This window comes from Streptomyces sp. NBC_00466 (assembly GCF_041433995.1).
GTDB lineage: Bacteria > Actinomycetota > Actinomycetes > Streptomycetales > Streptomycetaceae > Streptomyces.
Genome location: NZ_CP107896.1, coordinates 4791834 through 4808271 on the forward strand (window position 1 = coordinate 4791834; position 16438 = coordinate 4808271).

General features: G+C 69.1%; 13 protein-coding genes and 2 tRNA genes. 8 read left to right on the top strand and 7 right to left on the bottom strand.

What is annotated here, in order from left to right:
• Positions 1-58: 58 nt before the first annotated feature.
• Positions 59-2653 (bottom strand): aminopeptidase N, encoded by a 2595-nt coding sequence (gene pepN / locus OG210_RS21440; RefSeq protein ID WP_371538310.1) that lies wholly within the window; start codon positions 2651-2653, stop codon positions 59-61.
• Positions 2654-2796: 143 nt separating this feature from the next.
• Here pepN and OG210_RS21445 point away from each other — a divergent pair, with 143 nt between their 5' ends.
• Positions 2797-3435 (top strand): DsbA family protein, encoded by a 639-nt coding sequence (locus tag OG210_RS21445; protein WP_328326568.1) that lies wholly within the window; start codon positions 2797-2799, stop codon positions 3433-3435.
• Positions 3436-3602: 167 nt separating this feature from the next.
• Here OG210_RS21445 and OG210_RS21450 read toward each other — a convergent pair whose 3' ends face one another.
• Both OG210_RS21450 and OG210_RS21455 read right to left on the bottom strand, forming a co-directional pair.
• Positions 3603-4244: a superoxide dismutase gene (locus OG210_RS21450; protein WP_328326566.1), complete on the bottom strand. Its 642-nt coding sequence runs from the start codon at positions 4242-4244 to the stop codon at positions 3603-3605.
• A 218-nt stretch (positions 4245-4462) separates the two neighbouring features.
• On the bottom strand, positions 4463-5827 hold the full coding sequence (locus OG210_RS21455) for an amino acid permease (protein ID WP_328326564.1): 1365 nt from the start codon (positions 5825-5827) through the stop codon (positions 4463-4465).
• Positions 5828-6122: 295 nt separating this feature from the next.
• Here OG210_RS21455 and OG210_RS21460 point away from each other — a divergent pair, with 295 nt between their 5' ends.
• The gene (locus OG210_RS21460) at positions 6123-6707 is read left to right on the top strand and encodes a biotin transporter BioY (protein WP_328326562.1); all 585 of its coding nucleotides are present in this window, start codon (positions 6123-6125) and stop codon (positions 6705-6707) included.
• A gap of 89 nt (positions 6708-6796) precedes the next feature.
• On the opposite strand, the gene OG210_RS21465 is transcribed toward OG210_RS21460, so the two are convergent.
• Complete coding sequence (locus OG210_RS21465; RefSeq protein WP_371538314.1) at positions 6797-8230, bottom strand: amino acid permease; 1434 nt, start codon at positions 8228-8230, stop codon at positions 6797-6799.
• A gap of 87 nt (positions 8231-8317) precedes the next feature.
• Here OG210_RS21465 and OG210_RS21470 point away from each other — a divergent pair, with 87 nt between their 5' ends.
• Entirely contained in the window at positions 8318-8806 is a 489-nt protein-coding gene (locus tag OG210_RS21470) for a ribose-5-phosphate isomerase (protein WP_328326558.1), read from the top strand.
• A gap of 8 nt (positions 8807-8814) precedes the next feature.
• On the top strand, positions 8815-9624 hold the full coding sequence (locus tag OG210_RS21475) for an Fpg/Nei family DNA glycosylase (RefSeq protein WP_371538316.1): 810 nt from the start codon (positions 8815-8817) through the stop codon (positions 9622-9624).
• A 16-nt stretch (positions 9625-9640) separates the two neighbouring features.
• Here OG210_RS21475 and OG210_RS21480 read toward each other — a convergent pair whose 3' ends face one another.
• The gene (locus OG210_RS21480) at positions 9641-10870 is read right to left on the bottom strand and encodes a GNAT family N-acetyltransferase (protein WP_328326554.1); all 1230 of its coding nucleotides are present in this window, start codon (positions 10868-10870) and stop codon (positions 9641-9643) included.
• A gap of 105 nt (positions 10871-10975) precedes the next feature.
• Between OG210_RS21480 and OG210_RS21485 the strand changes: the two genes are divergently transcribed.
• Positions 10976-12139 carry a PP2C family protein-serine/threonine phosphatase gene (locus OG210_RS21485; protein WP_328326552.1) on the top strand — a complete coding sequence of 388 codons (1164 nt, stop codon included), beginning with the start codon at positions 10976-10978 and terminating at the stop codon, positions 12137-12139.
• A 175-nt stretch (positions 12140-12314) separates the two neighbouring features.
• Here the strand turns inward: OG210_RS21485 and OG210_RS21490 are convergent, their stop codons facing one another.
• Positions 12315-13520 carry an acyltransferase family protein gene (locus OG210_RS21490; RefSeq protein ID WP_328326550.1) on the bottom strand — a complete coding sequence of 402 codons (1206 nt, stop codon included), beginning with the start codon at positions 13518-13520 and terminating at the stop codon, positions 12315-12317.
• Positions 13521-14018: 498 nt separating this feature from the next.
• Between OG210_RS21490 and OG210_RS21495 the strand changes: the two genes are divergently transcribed.
• Complete coding sequence (locus OG210_RS21495) at positions 14019-14213, top strand: hypothetical protein (RefSeq protein WP_164261160.1); 195 nt, start codon at positions 14019-14021, stop codon at positions 14211-14213.
• 191 nt (positions 14214-14404) lie between these two features.
• Here the strand turns inward: OG210_RS21495 and OG210_RS21500 are convergent.
• Positions 14405-14478 (bottom strand) — tRNA-Gly (locus OG210_RS21500).
• A 153-nt stretch (positions 14479-14631) separates the two neighbouring features.
• Between OG210_RS21500 and OG210_RS21505 the strand changes: the two genes are divergently transcribed.
• Together OG210_RS21505 and tig are read left to right on the top strand one after the other, a co-directional pair.
• Positions 14632-14708: transfer RNA gene (locus OG210_RS21505), tRNA-Pro, on the top strand.
• Between the two features lie 115 nt (positions 14709-14823).
• Complete coding sequence (gene tig, locus OG210_RS21510; protein ID WP_328326547.1) at positions 14824-16215, top strand: trigger factor; 1392 nt, start codon at positions 14824-14826, stop codon at positions 16213-16215.
• Positions 16216-16438: the final 223 nt, after the last annotated feature.

Sequence of the window (16438 nt, forward strand, 5' to 3'; positions counted from 1 at the left end):
GGCGGCCCGCTCAGGGAGCAGCCGGCTGCTTTTCAGACCGCGGAGCGGACTCTCGGACTCAGACGGCCCGGTCCGCCGCGGACCCCGCGCCGGCGTCGCACTCCTGGCCGCGCAGCGAACGTGCCAGGTCGTCCCGCGCCTCCAGGACGAGCCGGCGCAGCGCGGGCGCCGCGTCCTGGTGCCCCTCCAGCCAGGCGTCGGTCGCGTCCAGCGTCGACCGGTTGTCCTGCAGCCCCGGGAAGAGGCCCCGCACGACGAGCATCCCGATCTGGATCGAACGCTCGGTCCAGATACGCTCGATGACCTCGAAGTACTTCGGCGCGTACGGGGCGGTCAGCTCGCGCTGCGACGCCTGTCCGAACCCGCCGATCGTCGCCTCCACCAGCGCGTTGGAGAGCGTGTCCGAGTCCACGAGCGCCGTCCACGCCTCGGCCTTGACCTCCGCCGATGGGCGCGAGGCGAGCGCGCGCACCTCGTGCCGCTTGCCGGACGCCGTGTCGTCGCGGGCCAGCTCCGCCGCGATGCCCTGCTCGTCGGCGACACCGTGCGCGGCGAGCGGGGCCAGCAGCTCCCAGCGCAGCTCCTGGTCCACGTCGAGCCCGTCGATCTTCGCCGAGCCGTCGAGCAGCCCCTGGATCAGCTGGAAGTCGCTGTCCGTCGTCGCGGTGGCTGCGAAGAACCGTGCCCAGGTCAGCTGGGCCTCGCTGCCGGGCCCGGCCAGCCGCAGTTCGCGCAGCGCGCCCTCGGCGAGCAACTGCCCGCCCTCCCCGCGCCAGTCGGGCGCCGCGTAGTGCAGCAGCGCGCTCCGCGCCCAGGCGTGCAGCATCTGGAGCACACCGATGTCCGACTCACGGCCCGCGAACCGCAGGACCAGGGCGATGAAGTCCCTGGCCGGCATCAGCGCGTCCCGGGTCAGGTTCCACAGCGCCGACCAGCAGAGCGCCCGCGCGAGCGGATCGGTGATGTCGCCGAGGTGCTCGCGGAGCGTGTCCAGCGAGCCCTCGTCGAAGCGGATCTTGCAGTACGTGAGGTCGTCGTCGTTGACCAGCACCAGGTCGGGCCGCTCGGCACCGGCCAGTTCGGCCACGACCGTACGGGGCCCCGACACATCGGCCTCGGCGCGCGCGTACCGCACCAGCGCCCCGTCCTCGACCCGGTACAGCCCGACAGCGACCCGGTGGGGCCGCAGTTCGGGGTGCGAATCGGCCGCGTCCTGGAGGACGGTCAGCTCCGTGATGCGGCACTCCGCGTCGTGGACGATGGCGGGCGTCAGCGAGTTGACCCCGGCCGTCTGGAGCCACGAGCGCGACCAGGACACCATGTCCCGGCCGCTGGTCTCCTCCAGTACGGACAGCAGATCGCCGAGGCGGGTGTTCCCGTACGCGTTCCGCTTGAAGTAGCGGCGGGCGCCCTCCAGGAAGGCGTCCTGCCCGACATAGGCGACCAGTTGCTTGAGCACCGACGCACCCTTGGCGTAGGTGATCCCGTCGAAGTTGAGCTTGGCGTCCTCCAGGTCACGGATGTCGGCCGTGACCGGATGGGTGGACGGCAGCTGGTCGGCGCGGTACGCCCAGGCCTTGCGGTTGTTGGCGAAGGTGATCCAGCCGTCGGTGAAGCGCGTGGCGTTCACCATCGAGAAGGAGCCCATGAAGTCCGCGAAGGACTCCTTCAGCCACAGGTCGTCCCACCAGACCATGGTGACGAGATCGCCGAACCACATGTGGGCCATCTCGTGCAGGATGACGTTGGCCCGGCGCTCGTACGCCGCGCGCGTCACCTTGCCCCGGTAGATGTACTCCTCGCGGAACGTCACCAGGCCCGGGTTCTCCATCGCGCCGAGGTTGTACTCGGGCACGAAGGCCTGGTCGTACTTGCCGAAGGGGTACGGGAAGTCGAAGTGGTCGTGGAAGAAGTCCAGCCCCTGCCTGGTCACCAGGAAGATGTCATCGGCGTCGAAGTGCCGGGCGAGACCCTTGCGGCAGAGCGCGCCGAGCGGGATCTCCAGCTCGGTCCCGTCGGCCAGGGTCCGGCGGTAGACATCCGTCACATGGTGGTACGGGCCGGCGACCACCGCGGTGATGTACGTGGAGATCGGCTTGGTCTCCGCGAAGTTCCACACCCCGTCGGTCCGCTCGCCGACGCCGTTGCTCCACACCGTCCAGCCTTCTGGCGCGGTCACCTCGAAGGTGTAGGGCGCCTTCAGGTCGGGCTGTTCGAAGTTGGTGAAGACCCGGCGCGAGTCGGCGGGCTCGTACTGCGTGTACAGATAGACCTCGCCGTCCTCCGGGTCGACGAAGCGGTGCATACCCTCGCCGGTCCTGCTGTACGCGCACTGCGCGTCCACGACCAGGACGTTCTCGGCGGCGAGCCCGTCGAGCGCGATCCGGGCCCCGTCGAAGACGGCGGCCGGGTCCAGCTCCCGCCCGTTCAGCGTCACCGATGTCACCGACGGCGCGATCAGATCGGCGAAGGTGGAGACGCCCGCCTCGGCCGAACGGAACCGCACCGTCGTCACCGAGCGGAACGTACGTGGCTCGCCGTCCGGGGCGTCCCCGACCGCCGAGCGGAGATCGAGGGCGACCGCGTACCCGTCGACAGAGAGGAGCTCGGCCCGCCTCCGGGCTTCGTCGCGGGACAGATTCTCACCGGGCACGGGCACTCCTTCGTGTATACGATCCGTTGTCCGAATCCTCCCACGCACCGCTCGGGGGAGTCAGCCGGGAATGGCGGGGCCGTCCCGGGGTGTTGCAGCGGAAGAGTTGCCGCAGTTGAGAAGTGCGCCTCCCGAGGAGAGACATGTCCGAGAAGACCCCCGTCGACTTCTGGTTCGATCCGCTGTGCCCGTGGGCGTGGATGACGTCCCGCTGGATGCTCGAGGTCGAGAAGGTCCGGGACGTCGAGGTCCGCTGGCACGTGATGAGCCTGGCGGTGCTCAACGAGGACCGGCTCGACGACCTGTCCGAGGAATACCGCGAGATGCTCGCCGTCAGGGCCTGGGCGCCGGTGCGGGTCGTCGTCGCCGCCCAGCAGAAGCACGGTAACGAGGTCGTCGGCAAGCTGTACACCGCGCTGGGCACCCGTTTCCACAACGAGGGCCAGGGCCCGACCCGGGAGGCCATCGCGGCCGCGCTGGACGAGGTGGGCCTGCCCGCCGAGCTGCTCGACTACGCGGACCAGAGCCCGTTCGACTACGAGGCGGAGCTGCGCGCCTCCCACCACGACGGCATCGACAAGGTCGGCCAGGAGGTCGGCACCCCGGTCATCGCGGTCCCCGGCACCGACGGCGAGCAGATCGCGTTCTTCGGCCCGGTCGTCACCCCGGCCCCCAAGGGCGACGACGCGGCGAAGCTCTGGGACGGCACCCTGATGGTCGCCTCGATCCCCGGCTTCTACGAGATCAAGCGGACCCGCACCCAGGGCCCGGTCTTCGACTGAGCCTCCGGCCGAATTCCTGGGCCGGCCGGCCGACGCCGACAGACAGCCGGCCTCCGCGAGTCATGTCCTCGCGGAGGCCGGCTGTTTTTCATCCGCCCGCAGGTGAAGGTTGAGAAGACGATCACGAGCAGGACGTCATGGGCCCACACGGCCGTGGGCCTGCGGGGTCACGGTGCGAGCAGCAGCACGTCGGCGCGCTCCTTGGCCGCGGCGTAACGCCTGGCCACGTCCTGCCAGTTGACGACCTTCCACATCGCCTCGATGAAGTCCACCTTCTGGTTCTTGTACTGCAGATAGAAGGCGTGCTCCCAGGCGTCGAAGACCAGGACGGGCACCGAGCCCTGGCCGACGTTGCCCTGGTGGTCGTAGATCTGCTCGACGATGAGCCGCCCGCTGACCGGCTCGTACGCGAGGACGCCCCAGCCCGAACCCTGGGTGGTCGCAGCGGCCTTGGTCAGCTGGGCCTTGAACTTGGCGAAGGAGCCGAACGACTCGGCGATCGCACCGGCGAGCTCGCCGGTGCCGTCCTTGTCGAGGGGTTCGCCGCCGCCGTCACCGGTCATGTTGTGCCAGTAGATGCTGTGCAGGATGTGACCGGAGAGATGGAACGCGAGGTTCTTCTCCAGCCCGTTCACCGCACCCCACTGGTCCTTGTCGCGCGCCTCCGCCAGCTGCTCCAGCGTGTCGTTCGCGCCCTTCACATACGCCGCGTGGTGCTTGTCGTGGTGCAGCTCGATGATCTGGGGATTGATCACCGGTTCCAGCGCCGCGTAGTCGTACGGAAGTTCAGGAAGTGTGTAAGTCGCCATGTCGTCCGAGCCCTCCGACTGCTTATTGCAAGCTATATGCAAGTGCAGGCTAGCAGCAGGTGCAGTGATGGTGCGGGAGGGCCCGCCGTACTGCCGTGCGGGCGTCGTGCCGTACCGCCGTGCGGGCGGGCGCGGGCAGCCGGAAGGGCGGGCGCCCTGTACGGCGCCCGCCCTTCCGGTACCTCTGCCTCTGGACCGCGTCGGATCCCAGCGGTCCGCTAACCGCGCCGCGCGCTCAACTCCCGTACGCCCGCGGCCACCAGCACCACGGCCGTCGCGCCCAGCGACCAGAGCAGCTGCGGGCGCGCCGTGGCATCGGTCAGCATCAGGACGAAGACGGCGGCCAGACCGGCCAGCGTCGCCCACGTCAGCCACGGGAAGCCCCACATCCTGAGCTGCAGCAGCTCCGGGGTGTCCCGCTCGATCTTGCGGCGCAGCCGCAGCTGGGAGGCGGCGATCAGGGCCCAGACGAACAGCAGCACCGCGCCGACCGCGTTGAGCATGTAGAGGAAGACCGAGTCCGGCCACTCCAGATTGAGCAGGACCGACACGAAGCCGAAGGTGACGGAGGCGAGGACCGCCCGGCGCGGCACGCTGCCGGTGACCTTGAGCAGCCCGCGCGGCGCCTCGCCCCGCTCGGCCAGCGAGAAGATCATCCGCGACGAGCCGTACAGATTGGCGTTCAGCGCGGAGAGCATCGCCACGAAGACGACGATGTTCATGATGGTTCCCGCGGACGGCACGCCGATCGAGTCGAGCACCGTCACATACGGCGAGAGCCCCGCCTTCTGCGCACTCCAGGGCAGCACCGTCACGATGACCAGCATCGACCCCACGTAGAAGAAGAGGATCCGGACCACCGCGCTGCGCACCGCCCGGCTGACCGCGCGCACCGGGTTCTGCGTCTCCGCCGCGGCGATCGTCACGACCTCGAGGCCGCCGAAGGCGAAGACGACCGCGAGTACGCCGGAGATGACGCCGTGCCAGCCGTGCGGCAGGAAGCCGCCCTTGCCGGTGAGGTTGGTCAGCCCGACCGGGTCGGTGTCCGGGAGCACGCCGAAGACCGCCAGCAGCCCGAGCACCAGGAAGAGGACGATCGCGCCGACCTTCAGCGCCGCGAACCAGAACTCGAACTCGCCGAAGTTCCGCACGGCCGCGAGGTTGGCGACGGTGAAGACCACCATGAAGACCAGCACCCAGGTCCACTGCGGTATGCCGGGCACCCAGCCGTTGGCTATCTGGGCCGCGGCCGTCGCCTCCACCGCGAGGACGACCACCAGCAGGAACCAGTACAGCCACCCCACCGTGAACCCGGCCCAGCGCCCCAGCGCCCGCTCCGCGTGCACCGAGAACGAACCGGACGCGGGGAGCGCCGACGACATCTCGCCGAGCATCCGCATCACCAGCATCGCGAGAGTGCCCGCGATCAGATAGGAGACGACGATGCCGGGGCCCGCGACCGCGATGCCCGCGCCCGAACCCACGAAGAGCCCGGCGCCGATCACCCCGCCCAGGCCGAGCATGGTCAGGTGGCGCTGCTTCAGACCGGCGGAGAGTGGCTCAGTCTGGAGTGGTTCGGACATGTCAATGCTCGCGATGCTCTGGGTGACGGGGCTGGACGTCTCGGCCGGACGTTTTCGCTGAACGTTTTGGTGAGATCCCACAGTGTCCCCAAGCGGCCACCGGTTCCGCAATGGAGATACACCTGCCCAGGACCTCCAGTGACGAGCATCACGCACGAAGATGGTTCAACCACCCGCTTTGTATGAAACCAACCAAAGCCCCAACCCCCGCTTTGTGGGCCGCTGATGGTGATCCCGGCCGGTCCACCGCGCTAACGTCAGGCTGTTCCCACCTGTCCTCACCCGCGGAGTCCCGATGAGCACTGCTGTCGCCACCACCCGCCCCGGAGCGGTTCTCGCCGACCTGCTGCCCGCAACCCGTACGCGTGACATCGCGCTCGTGCTCGGCGGCGCCGCGCTCACCGGCATAGCGGCGCAGATCGCCGTGCCGATCCCCGGCTCCCCGGTCCCGGTCACCGGGCAGACCTTCGCCGCGCTCCTGGTCGGCGCCTCGCTCGGCGCGCGCCGCGGCTTCCTCTCCCTCGCGGTGTACGCGCTGGTGGGCATGGCGGGTATGCCGTGGTTCGCCGACGGCGCGTCGGGCGCCGGCGGCGCCACGTTCGGCTACGTCCTGGGCATGCTGCTCGCATCGGCCGTGGTCGGCGCACTGGCCCGGCGCGGCGGCGACCGGTCCGTGCTGCGTACCGCGGGGACCATGGTGCTCGGCTCGGCGATCATCTACGCGGTCGGTGTCCCGTACCTGGCGCTGACCACCGGCCTCTCGGCCTCCGCGGCCATCGCCGCCGGCCTTGTCCCGTTCCTCGTCGGCGACGCGCTGAAGGCGGCCCTCGCGATGGGCGCGCTGCCGAGTGCCTGGAAGCTGGCGGGCCGCCGCGGCTGACCCGCGCGCCCGACGGACAGACATGCGGGAGGGGCCGCACCCGGTTCACTGGGTGCGGCCCCTCCCGCAGGTGCGCGTCCGTGTACGGATCAGCCGTCGGCCGCGGCCGGAGCCGCCTCCGCGACGGTCTTCCGCCGCCGGTCCCGTACCACCGCGACCACCAGCACCAGCGCGGCCACCAGCACCGAGAGCAGCATCTGCTTGCGTCCGTCGGTGTCGTACAGCATGTAGCCGACCACGAAGAGGATCAGGGCGATCGTCGCCCAGGTCAGATACGGGTACAGCCACATCCGTACGGTCAGCAGCTCCGGGTTCTCCCGCTCGATCCTGCGGCGCATCCGCAGCTGCGAGAAGCAGATGACCAGCCAGACGAAGAGCGCCACCGCGCCCGACGAGTTCAGCAGGAACTGGAAGACGGTGTCCTGGGCGATGTAGTTGAAGAACACCGCGACAAAGCCGAACGCGACCGACGCCCAGATCGCGACGGCGGGTACGCCGCCCCGGTTGACCGTCGCGAACGCCTTCGGGGCGTCACCGCGCTGACCGAGCGAGAAGGCCATCCTGGAGGCCGTGTACAGACCGGAGTTGAGACAGGAGAGCACCGCGGTCAGCACCACGATGTCCATGATCGTGCCGGCGCCGGGGATGTCCAGCGAGTCGAGCACGGCCACGTACGGACTGGCCGTGACCGCCTTGGAGTCCCACGGCAGCAGCGTGACGATGACGAAGATCGAGCCGATGTAGAACAGCGCGATCCGCCAGATCACGCTGTTGACCGCCTTGCGGACGGCCTGTACCGGGTTGGGCGACTCGGCGGCGGCCAGCGTCACGATCTCCGAGCCCATGAAGGAGAAGACGACCAGCAGCATCCCGGAGAGGATCGCGCCCGGCCCGTTCGGCAGGAATCCGCCGTGCCCGGTCAGATTGCTCATCCCGGCCGGGTCGTGGCCCGGCGGCAGGCCGAACACCGCGAGCAGCCCGATCACGATGAAGGCAATGATCGAGACGACCTTGATCCCGGCGAACCAGAATTCGAATTCGCCGAAGGAGCCGACCGAGACCAGGTTGGTGCCGGTCAGTACCAGCATCACCAGGAGCGCCCACGCCCACTGCGGTATCGCGGGCACCCACCCGGTGAGGATCGACGCGGCAGCGGTCGCTTCCACGGCCAGGACCACGGCCCAGAAGAACCAGTAGAGCCAGCCGATGGTGAACCCGGCCCACCGGCCGAGCGCCCGGTCGGCGTACGTGGAGAAGGAACCGGAGACCGGATCCGCCGCGGCCATCTCGCCCAGCATCCGCATCACCAGGACGACGAGCAGCCCGGTCAGCGCGTACGAGAGCAGGATGCCGGGGCCCGCGGCGTTGATCCCGGCCCCGGAGCCCACGAACAGCCCCGCGCCGATCACACCACCGATGGCGATCATCGAGAGATGGCGGTTCTTCAGACCTGCCTGAAGTCCGTCAGGGGAATCACCGCCGGGTGATCTGTCAGCGACCCGCGAAGGAGGTGCAGCACTCATGCTCTCTGTCCTTAATTGTCGCGAACGGGTCACGCAATACGTGCCCCGACCAGGCGTCCCACCTACCCGGCGTGCCACACTCGAAGCATGCGCGTGTACCTCGGTTCCGATCATGCCGGTTACGAACTCAAGAACCACCTCGTCGAGTGGCTCACCGCCCACGGCCATGAGCCCGTGGACTGCGGTCCCCACATCTACGACGCCGTGGACGACTACCCGCCGTTCTGCCTCCGGGCCGCCGTGAAGACGGCCGCGGACCCCGACAGCCTCGGCGTCGTCATCGGCGGCTCGGGCAATGGTGAGCAGATCGCGGCCAACAAGGTCAAGGGTGTCCGGGCGGTGCTCGCCTGGAGTGAGCAGACCGCCGCGCTCGGCCGCGAGCACAACGACGCCAACGTCATCTCCGTCGGCGGCCGGATGCACACGCAGGAGGAGGCGGTGAAGTTCGTGGAGATCTTCCTCAACACCCCGTACTCCGGCGAGGAGCGCCACCAGCGCCGCATCGACATGCTCACCGCGTACGAGGCGACCGGCGACCTGCCGCCCGTTCCGGCCCACCACCCGCAGAAGGACTAACTTCTTCCGTGCCCGAGGGCCACACCATCCACCGACTGGCCGCCGACCACTTCGAGAGGTTCGGCGGCCGGCCTGTGCGTGCCTCCAGCCCGCAGGGCAAGTTCTCGGGCAGCGCGGCGCTCATCGACCGGCACACCCTGGAGACCGCCGAGGCGCACGGGAAGCACCTGTTCCTGGGCTTCGGCGCGGGTGGCTGGGTCCATATCCACCTCGGTCTGTTCGGAAAGCTGGGCTTCGGCAGCGCGCCCGCCGTACCGCCCACCGACACGGTCCGCCTGCGCCTGGTCAACGACGAGGCGTACGCCGACCTGCGCGGCCCGACCACCTGCGCGCTGATCACGGACGGCGAGAAGCAGGCGATACACGACCGGCTCGGCCCCGACCCGCTCCGTCCCGCGGACTCCGGCGACCGCGCATGGTCCCGGATCTCCCGCTCCCGTACGACCGTGGCCGCCCTGCTCATGGACCAGAAGGTGATCGCGGGCGTCGGCAACGTCTACCGCGCCGAGGTCCTCTTCCGGCACGGCATCGACCCGTACCGCGCGGGCAAGGACCTGACCCGCGCCGAGTGGGACGCTGTCTGGGCAGACCTGGCGGCCCTGATGCGGGAGGGCGTACGGAACAACCGCATCGACACCGTCCGCCCCGAGCACATGCCCGAGGCGACCGGCCGGGAGCCGAGGGTCGACGACCACGGCGGTGAGGTGTACGTCTACCGCCGGGCCGCGATGCCCTGCCACCTCTGCGGCGCCGAGATCCGCACCGCACCGCTGGCCGCCCGCAACCTCTTCTGGTGCCCGGACTGCCAGCAGCGCTAGAAGCCCGCGCGACCGGTCAGAAGCCGTGCGGCAGCCAGGGCGCCTTCTCCGAACCGAAGGCGAGCGACGCCAGGGCCAGCGACCCCGGCCGCAGCTCCCGCACCAGACCGGCGTCCGCCAGCGCGGCGAGCGGCGTACCGCCCAGATAGGCGGCGGCCAGCTCCTGCACGGACAGTTCGAGATCGGCCGGGTCGTCGGTCCGTACGCAGGCCGCGCCCCCGGCGTCTCCGGTCAGCCGCCAACGCCCGCTGTTCCAGGGGCAGAAGGCGTCCTCGACGTCGAACACCACATCCACCGGGACCCGGTAGGTACGGGCTTCGAGCGCGGCCCCCACATCCACGAGCCGCAGATGCAGCACATCGCGGACCTGCAGCCGGCACCGGCGGATATCCGACACCAGATACTGCCAGGGGTCGTCCAGGGGCCTGTTGCGGACATGCAGCGTCGACATCAGGTCGATGCCGAACAGGAACCGCCACAGAGCCGCACACGCCGCCGGGTCCACCGCGTCGATGCTCTGCAGTGTGACGGAACCCTTGGGGCCCGCCGCGTCCGAATCGGGCTTCGTACGGAAACGGATGTACCCCACCAACTCGCCATCCCGCTCGGCGAGCACACACTGCAGCGGCGACGCACCCCCACGCTCGCCGGGCGGGTCGAGCAGCGGCAGCCGCTCCCAGCCCGGATTCCGCTGGAGCATCCCGGGGCGCGAACCGACGGAGCGCACGTACAGCGCCTCGCACTGCGCGGCCACCTCCTCGACCGGCGCGTACCGCAGCCGTACGGCGTCGGTCCCCGCCGGGACCGCGAGCGTCACCCGCGACGTGTCGATCTCGGCCGTCAACTGCCGTGAGGCGATGCCGTATCCGAACCGGCCGTAGATCGCGGGCTCCGAAGCCGTCAGTACGGCCAGCGGCTCACCGAGCGCCCGTACGTCGTCCAACTGCCGCCGCATCATGGACGTCAGGATCCCGCGCCGCCGGTGCGTCGCGGCGACACTGACCATGGTCACGCCCGCCGCCGGTACGCACGCGCCGCCCGGCACGGACAACTTGAAGCTGAACGCCCCCGTCGTGCCCACGCACTCGTCACCGTCCCAGGCGCCGATCGAGCGCTCGAACTCGGTGATGTCGTCCCAGAGCGCGCGCTCCTCGGGCGGTTCGTCCACCCCGCCGAAGGCCCGCATCAGCCCCCCGTACCAGGTGTCCATGTTGTCCCGGCGCAGTACCTTCAGCTCGGTATCCATGAGCCATCCCTACCAGCGGGGCCCCACGGCGGGCGAGCCAATTTCGAACGCGATGTCACAGGGTCCCCCTGCGCGGGACCCGCACAGGTGGATAAGGTCCGGGCAATGACCGGTCGCGTCGGAGAAGAAGCGTTCACGGCCCGGATGCGGAAGTCGGTGCACCGGGCCAGGACCGTGCTGCGCCGGTCCGGTGTCGACTACTTCCGCGGCGACGGCTCCGAAGGGCTCGCCCTCGCCACCCTCCTGCTGACCGTCCCCGCGCTGGCCTGGGCGACCATCCTCACCCCGGTCTGGTGCTCACCCTCGACGCTGGTCCTGCCCATCGTGGCCGGCGGACTGCTGCTGCGCCCGGCGAGCCTGCTGGGCCTCTACGCCGCAGCGGCCGCCGCGCTCATCGTCGAGTCGGTCAAGCTCGGTCCGTACAACCACGGCGCCGCGCCGGTCACCCCCGGCACGGTCCTCACGGTGGCCGCCTGCGGGCTCTTCGGCCTGCTCATCGCGCAGTTCCGCAGCCGGGTCGGGGTGCCGTGGCGGCGCGGCGGAACCATGCTCTTCGACCTGCGCGAACGGATCCGCGTCCAGAGCAAACTGCCGCGGCTGCCACAGGGCTGGCACCGCGAGATGGCGCTGCGGCCCGCCGGCGGGCAGTCCTTCTCGGGCGACTTCGTGGTCGCCGCGCGCACCAGCGGCGGCCGCACCCTGGAAGTCGTCCTCACGGACGTCTCCGGCAAGGGGATGGACGCGGGCTCCCGGGCCCTGCTGCTCTCGGGCGCCTTCGGCGGCCTGCTCGGTTCGCTCCCGCCCCATGACTTCCTGCCGGCCGCCAACGGCTATCTGCTGCGTCAGGACTGGGACGAGGGGTTCGCCACCTCGATCCATCTGGTCCTCGACCTGGACACGGGAGACTACGAACTCCTCTCGGCCGGCCACCTCCCGGCGCTCCAACTGCACGCGGGCAGCGGCCTGTGGGAGGAGAAGTCGGGCGAGGGCCCGCTCCTCGGCGTCTACGACGGCGCCGAGTTCGACCCGGCCAAGGGGTCGCTGGGCCCCGGCGACGTCCTGATGCTCTTCACGGACGGCCTGGTCGAGGCGCCCGGCCGCGACATCAGCGAGGGCATCGACCGGCTGAGCGGGGAGGCCGACCGCTATGTCGCCAGCACCTTCGAGGGCGCGGCGTGGCATCTCATCGAGGCGGTGGCCAAGGACGTCAACGACGACAGGGCGCTGCTGCTGATCTGCCGGGACAGCGACGCGGGGCCGGTGCTGTAACCCGCTCCGGCGTCGTAACTCCCCACTGCTCCGTGGAGCTGAGCCCGGTCACGCAGTTGAGCCCCGTCCAACGGTTCTCCGTCGGGCGGGGCTCACCTGCGGGCGGTGCTCACTGCGGGCGGTGCCGCTGGTTCAGCTCAGGAGACAGGACCCCGGGCCGGGGTCTTCCTCCGGATCAAGCCGGCACCTTCTCGCGCTCCCGCTCCTGTTGCCGCTCCTGCTCCCGCTTCCGTGCGCTCTCCACCGGGTCGGACCGGAACGCCCACTTCATCTCGGGTTCCGTCGCGAAGCGCATCACGCGCCGCACCGGCGGGGTGCAGAACAACGTCACGGCAGCCGCCATGAAGAGCGTCGCGAAGACCTCGCCCAGCGGGCTCTTCAGCCAGCTGTAGTCGTCGATCAGGCCCGCGTACTCGATGGTCTTGATGAGCAGGCCGTGCAGCAGGTAGCCGCAGAGCGTGCCGGCGCCGAGCGCGGTGAACCAGGTCTTGCGGCGCGGCACGAGGGCCAGGAAGCAGGCGGTCAGCACCAGCCCGCAGACGGTGAGGCCGAGCGTCATCACGACGCCCTCCCACCAGTCGACGCCGAGCTGCTGGGCGCTGGTGCCGCGGTAGAACCAGTTGAGCGTCATCCGGGGCGCGGCCCAGTAGGAGAACACCAGCGTGACCAGCATGACCGCGACGGCCACCGGCCGCGCACCCCGGCGCTGCACCAACTGGAAGTGCTCGGGCTTGAGCTTCAGGCCCAGCACGAAGAACGGCAGGAACTGGAGGACCCGCTGCAGATCGAGGTCGTCGCCGATGTTGGGGGTGACCGACGCGAGGACCGCGATGACGAGCGAGATGGTCAGCGGATAGCGCAGATTGAGCCAGATTGGCGTGGTGAGCCGCCAGATGAAGAGGGCGACCAGGAACCACGTCAGGAAGTACGGGTCGAGCAGGCTGATCTCGTGACTGGGGTCGTTGTTGCCCCACTTCTCGTAGAGCGAGTAAGTGGTCTCGAAGATCACATAAGGAACGACGACACCCGTCACCAGCCGGCGCAGCCGGTCGGGCCGCATGTCGAAACTGCGGGAGAAATACCCCGAGATAATGATGAATGCAGGCATATGGAACGTGTAGACGAACATGTACAGCGCCCGCGTGGTGCGGCTGCCGTCCATGATCGGCTCCCACGCGTGTGCCATGGCCACGAGCACGATGGCCAGGAACTTCGCGTTGTCGAAGAGCGCGTTGCGCTCCTTCTTGGCGCCGGGAGCGGGCGCCTGTACGTGCGCTGTGGCCGGTCTGGGCGGCGCCTGTGAGTCCGTGGGGGTTTCGGGTTCCGTCTCCCGCGCCAGGGGGAGTGGGGCCCGCTGATATTCGTGTGGAGCGTGAACCATTCGAGGAACCCTAGCGTCGCGTGAGGGATTCCGTAAAACCCTCTCGGGTGTCTGTGATATTCGCAGTACGTGTACCCACGCGGCTTACCTTTACTACCCTGATCTTATGTGTGCATATGGGGTAACTCATCCCACTTAAATGGCGCATAACGACGCCCTCCAGGGCCTGCTTCGGGCCCCGTTCGACGGCCGCCCGGGCTTATCGCAATCACCTGTGAACATAATGTGTGGACAGTGAAACGATCGATTCGGATTTATCCCCGCGAGTGGCGGACCACACCGTCCTGAAATTGCCGTCGCGCGCCCCGGTGGCGCCCGCGCGCCGGGCCCCGGGGCCGGACGCGCGGGGAGCGCGGGATGGCGCGATCCGATCGGCGCCGTTTCGTCACCGGGCAACAACCACAGGCCTGTTGGTGGCACCATGGACCAGCGGAAGAAGTGCTGGAGCGGCATCGTTCCCGGCCGGCAAGGCGGACCGACCAAGGGTTGTGATCAGTTGTGGCCATTTCACTGTCTGTGGTGCTGCTGTTGGCGATCGTCCTTGTGGTGTTGATCCGCGGTGGATCCATCAAGGCCGGTCCCGCGATCGTCGCCATGCTCTTCGGCTTCTTCCTGGCGTCGACGGGCATGGCTCCGTCGATCAACAGGTTCCTCAACTCGATAGCCGACACGATCAACCAGATCAAGTTCTAGCGCCCGGAGCTCCACGTCCCGGCTCCCTGATCCAGCGGAGCATGTGGCGACCGGCGGGCAGGCTGCTCCACAACCGCGTAGCTTGCCCGTCCCCGGCCGTCGGCGCGCTCGCGCTCCGTGCGTGATCCGGCCCGGGGAACGTCGAAGGCCCAGGTGGAGGAGGAGCTCCTCTTGCCTGGGCCTTCGTCATGTGGAGCGGGCGACGGGAATCGAACCCGCGTAGCTAGTTTGGAAGACTAGGGCTCTACCATTGAGCTACGCCCGCAGGTGCCGCCGGTCGGAGCGACCGCGGCACGAGAAACATCGTAGCGGGTCGGCACCCGTCCGCGCACACCCGTCCCGCGCCGCGTGGAATCGGGTAACTCCGAAACACCGCCACGGCGCGGCGAGCGGCCATGTACCCTACGTCTCGCACCGACGGGGTGTGGCGCAGCTTGGTAGCGCGTCCGCTTTGGGAGCGGAAGGTCGTCGGTTCGAATCCGGCCACCCCGACCAGCAGCAAGATCGCATTGTGGGTCTCCTCCTGCTTGCCGTTACTATGCAAGCTGTGTGCCCGCGTGTCTCTAAACCGGGCAGAGATTCTGAAGTCAGCCCCCAAGGAGACCGAACCGTGAAGAGCGCCGTGGAGACCCTGAACCCGACTCGGGTTCGGCTCAGCATTGAGGTGCCCTTCGAGGAGCTCAAGGACAGCCTCGACGCGGCGTACAAGAAGATCAACGAGCAGGTCACGGTGAAGGGCTTCCGTAAGGGCAAGATCCCGAACCGCGTGATCGACCAGCGCTTCGGCCGCGGTGCCGTGCTGGAGGAGGCCGTCAACGACGCCCTCCCGAAGTTCTACACCGAGGCCGTCAACGAGGGTGAGCTGAATGTCCTCGGCCAGCCCGAGGTCGACATCACGGAGCTCAAGGACGGCGAGCTGCTCTCCTTCACCGCCGAGGTCGACGTCCGGCCCGAGATCGAGATCCCGGACTACTCCGGCATCGAGGTCGAGGTCGACGCGGTCGACGTCAGCGACGAGGACGTCGACAAGGCCGTCGAGGAGCTGCGTGGCCGCTTCGCGTCCACCAACCCCGTCGAGCGCGCCGCCGCCGACGGTGACGTCGTCACCATCGACCTGGAGGCCAAGGTCGACGGCGAGGTCCTGGAGGACGGCGTGGCCGAGGGTGTCTCGTACACCATCGGCTCCGGTGAGCTGCTCGACGGGATCGACGAGGCCGTGACCGGCCTGGAGGCCGGTGGCGAGGCCACCTTCACCTCCGAGCTCAAGGGCGGCTCCGCCGAGGGCAAGGCCGCCGAGGTCACCGTCAAGGTCACCGCGGTCGCCGCTCGTGAACTTCCCGGCCTGGACGACGACTTCGCGCAGCTGGCGAGCGAGTTCGACACGCTGGACGAGCTCAAGGCCGACAGCCGCAAGCGCCTCGAAAGCACCAAGCAGTACGAGCAGGCCACCCAGGCCCAGGAGCGCGTCCTCGACGAGCTGCTGAGGCTCGCGGAGGTCCCGATCCCCGAGAAGCTCCTCGAGGACGAGATCAACACCCGCAAGCACAACCTGGAGCACCACCAGCTCGGCCAGATGGGCCTCGACCTCGCCAAGTACCTGGAGATCCAGGGCAAGACCGAGGAAGAGTTCACGGCCGAGACCAAGGAGCAGGCCGAGAAGGGCATCAAGACCCAGTTCATTCTCGACGAGCTGGTCAACAAGGAGAAGCTGAACGTCAACCAGGAGGAGCTCACCGAGCACCTCATGCGGCGTGCGCAGTCCTCCGGCATGAGCCCCGACCAGTTCGCCCAGGCGGTCGTCGAGGGTGGCCAGGTTCCGATGCTCGTCGGCGAGGTGGCCCGCGGAAAGGCCCTCGCGGTCGTCGTCGAGGCCGTCAAGGTCAAGGACACCAACGGTGAGGTCGTCGACCTGAGCGACGACGAGGACGAGGCTGCCGAGGCCGGCGACGACGCCGCGGTCACCGAGGCGTCCGGCGAGGCCGAGGCCAAGCCGGAGGCCTGAGCCTCCACCGGTCTCGGCCGGGCCGTTCTCCGACCCGGCCGGTGCTGATCTCGATCGAAGCGAAGGGTCCGGGCGTGCCGCACGTCCGGACCCTTCGTCGTACGCACGCGCCGGGCCTACCTTGCGCTCCCAGCGAACAGTTCGGGAAGCGGGATGGCGTTGTCCTACCTGCGCGTTAGGGTCCATGAAGAGGAGAGCTCGGGAGTAGGCAACCACCCCCGGA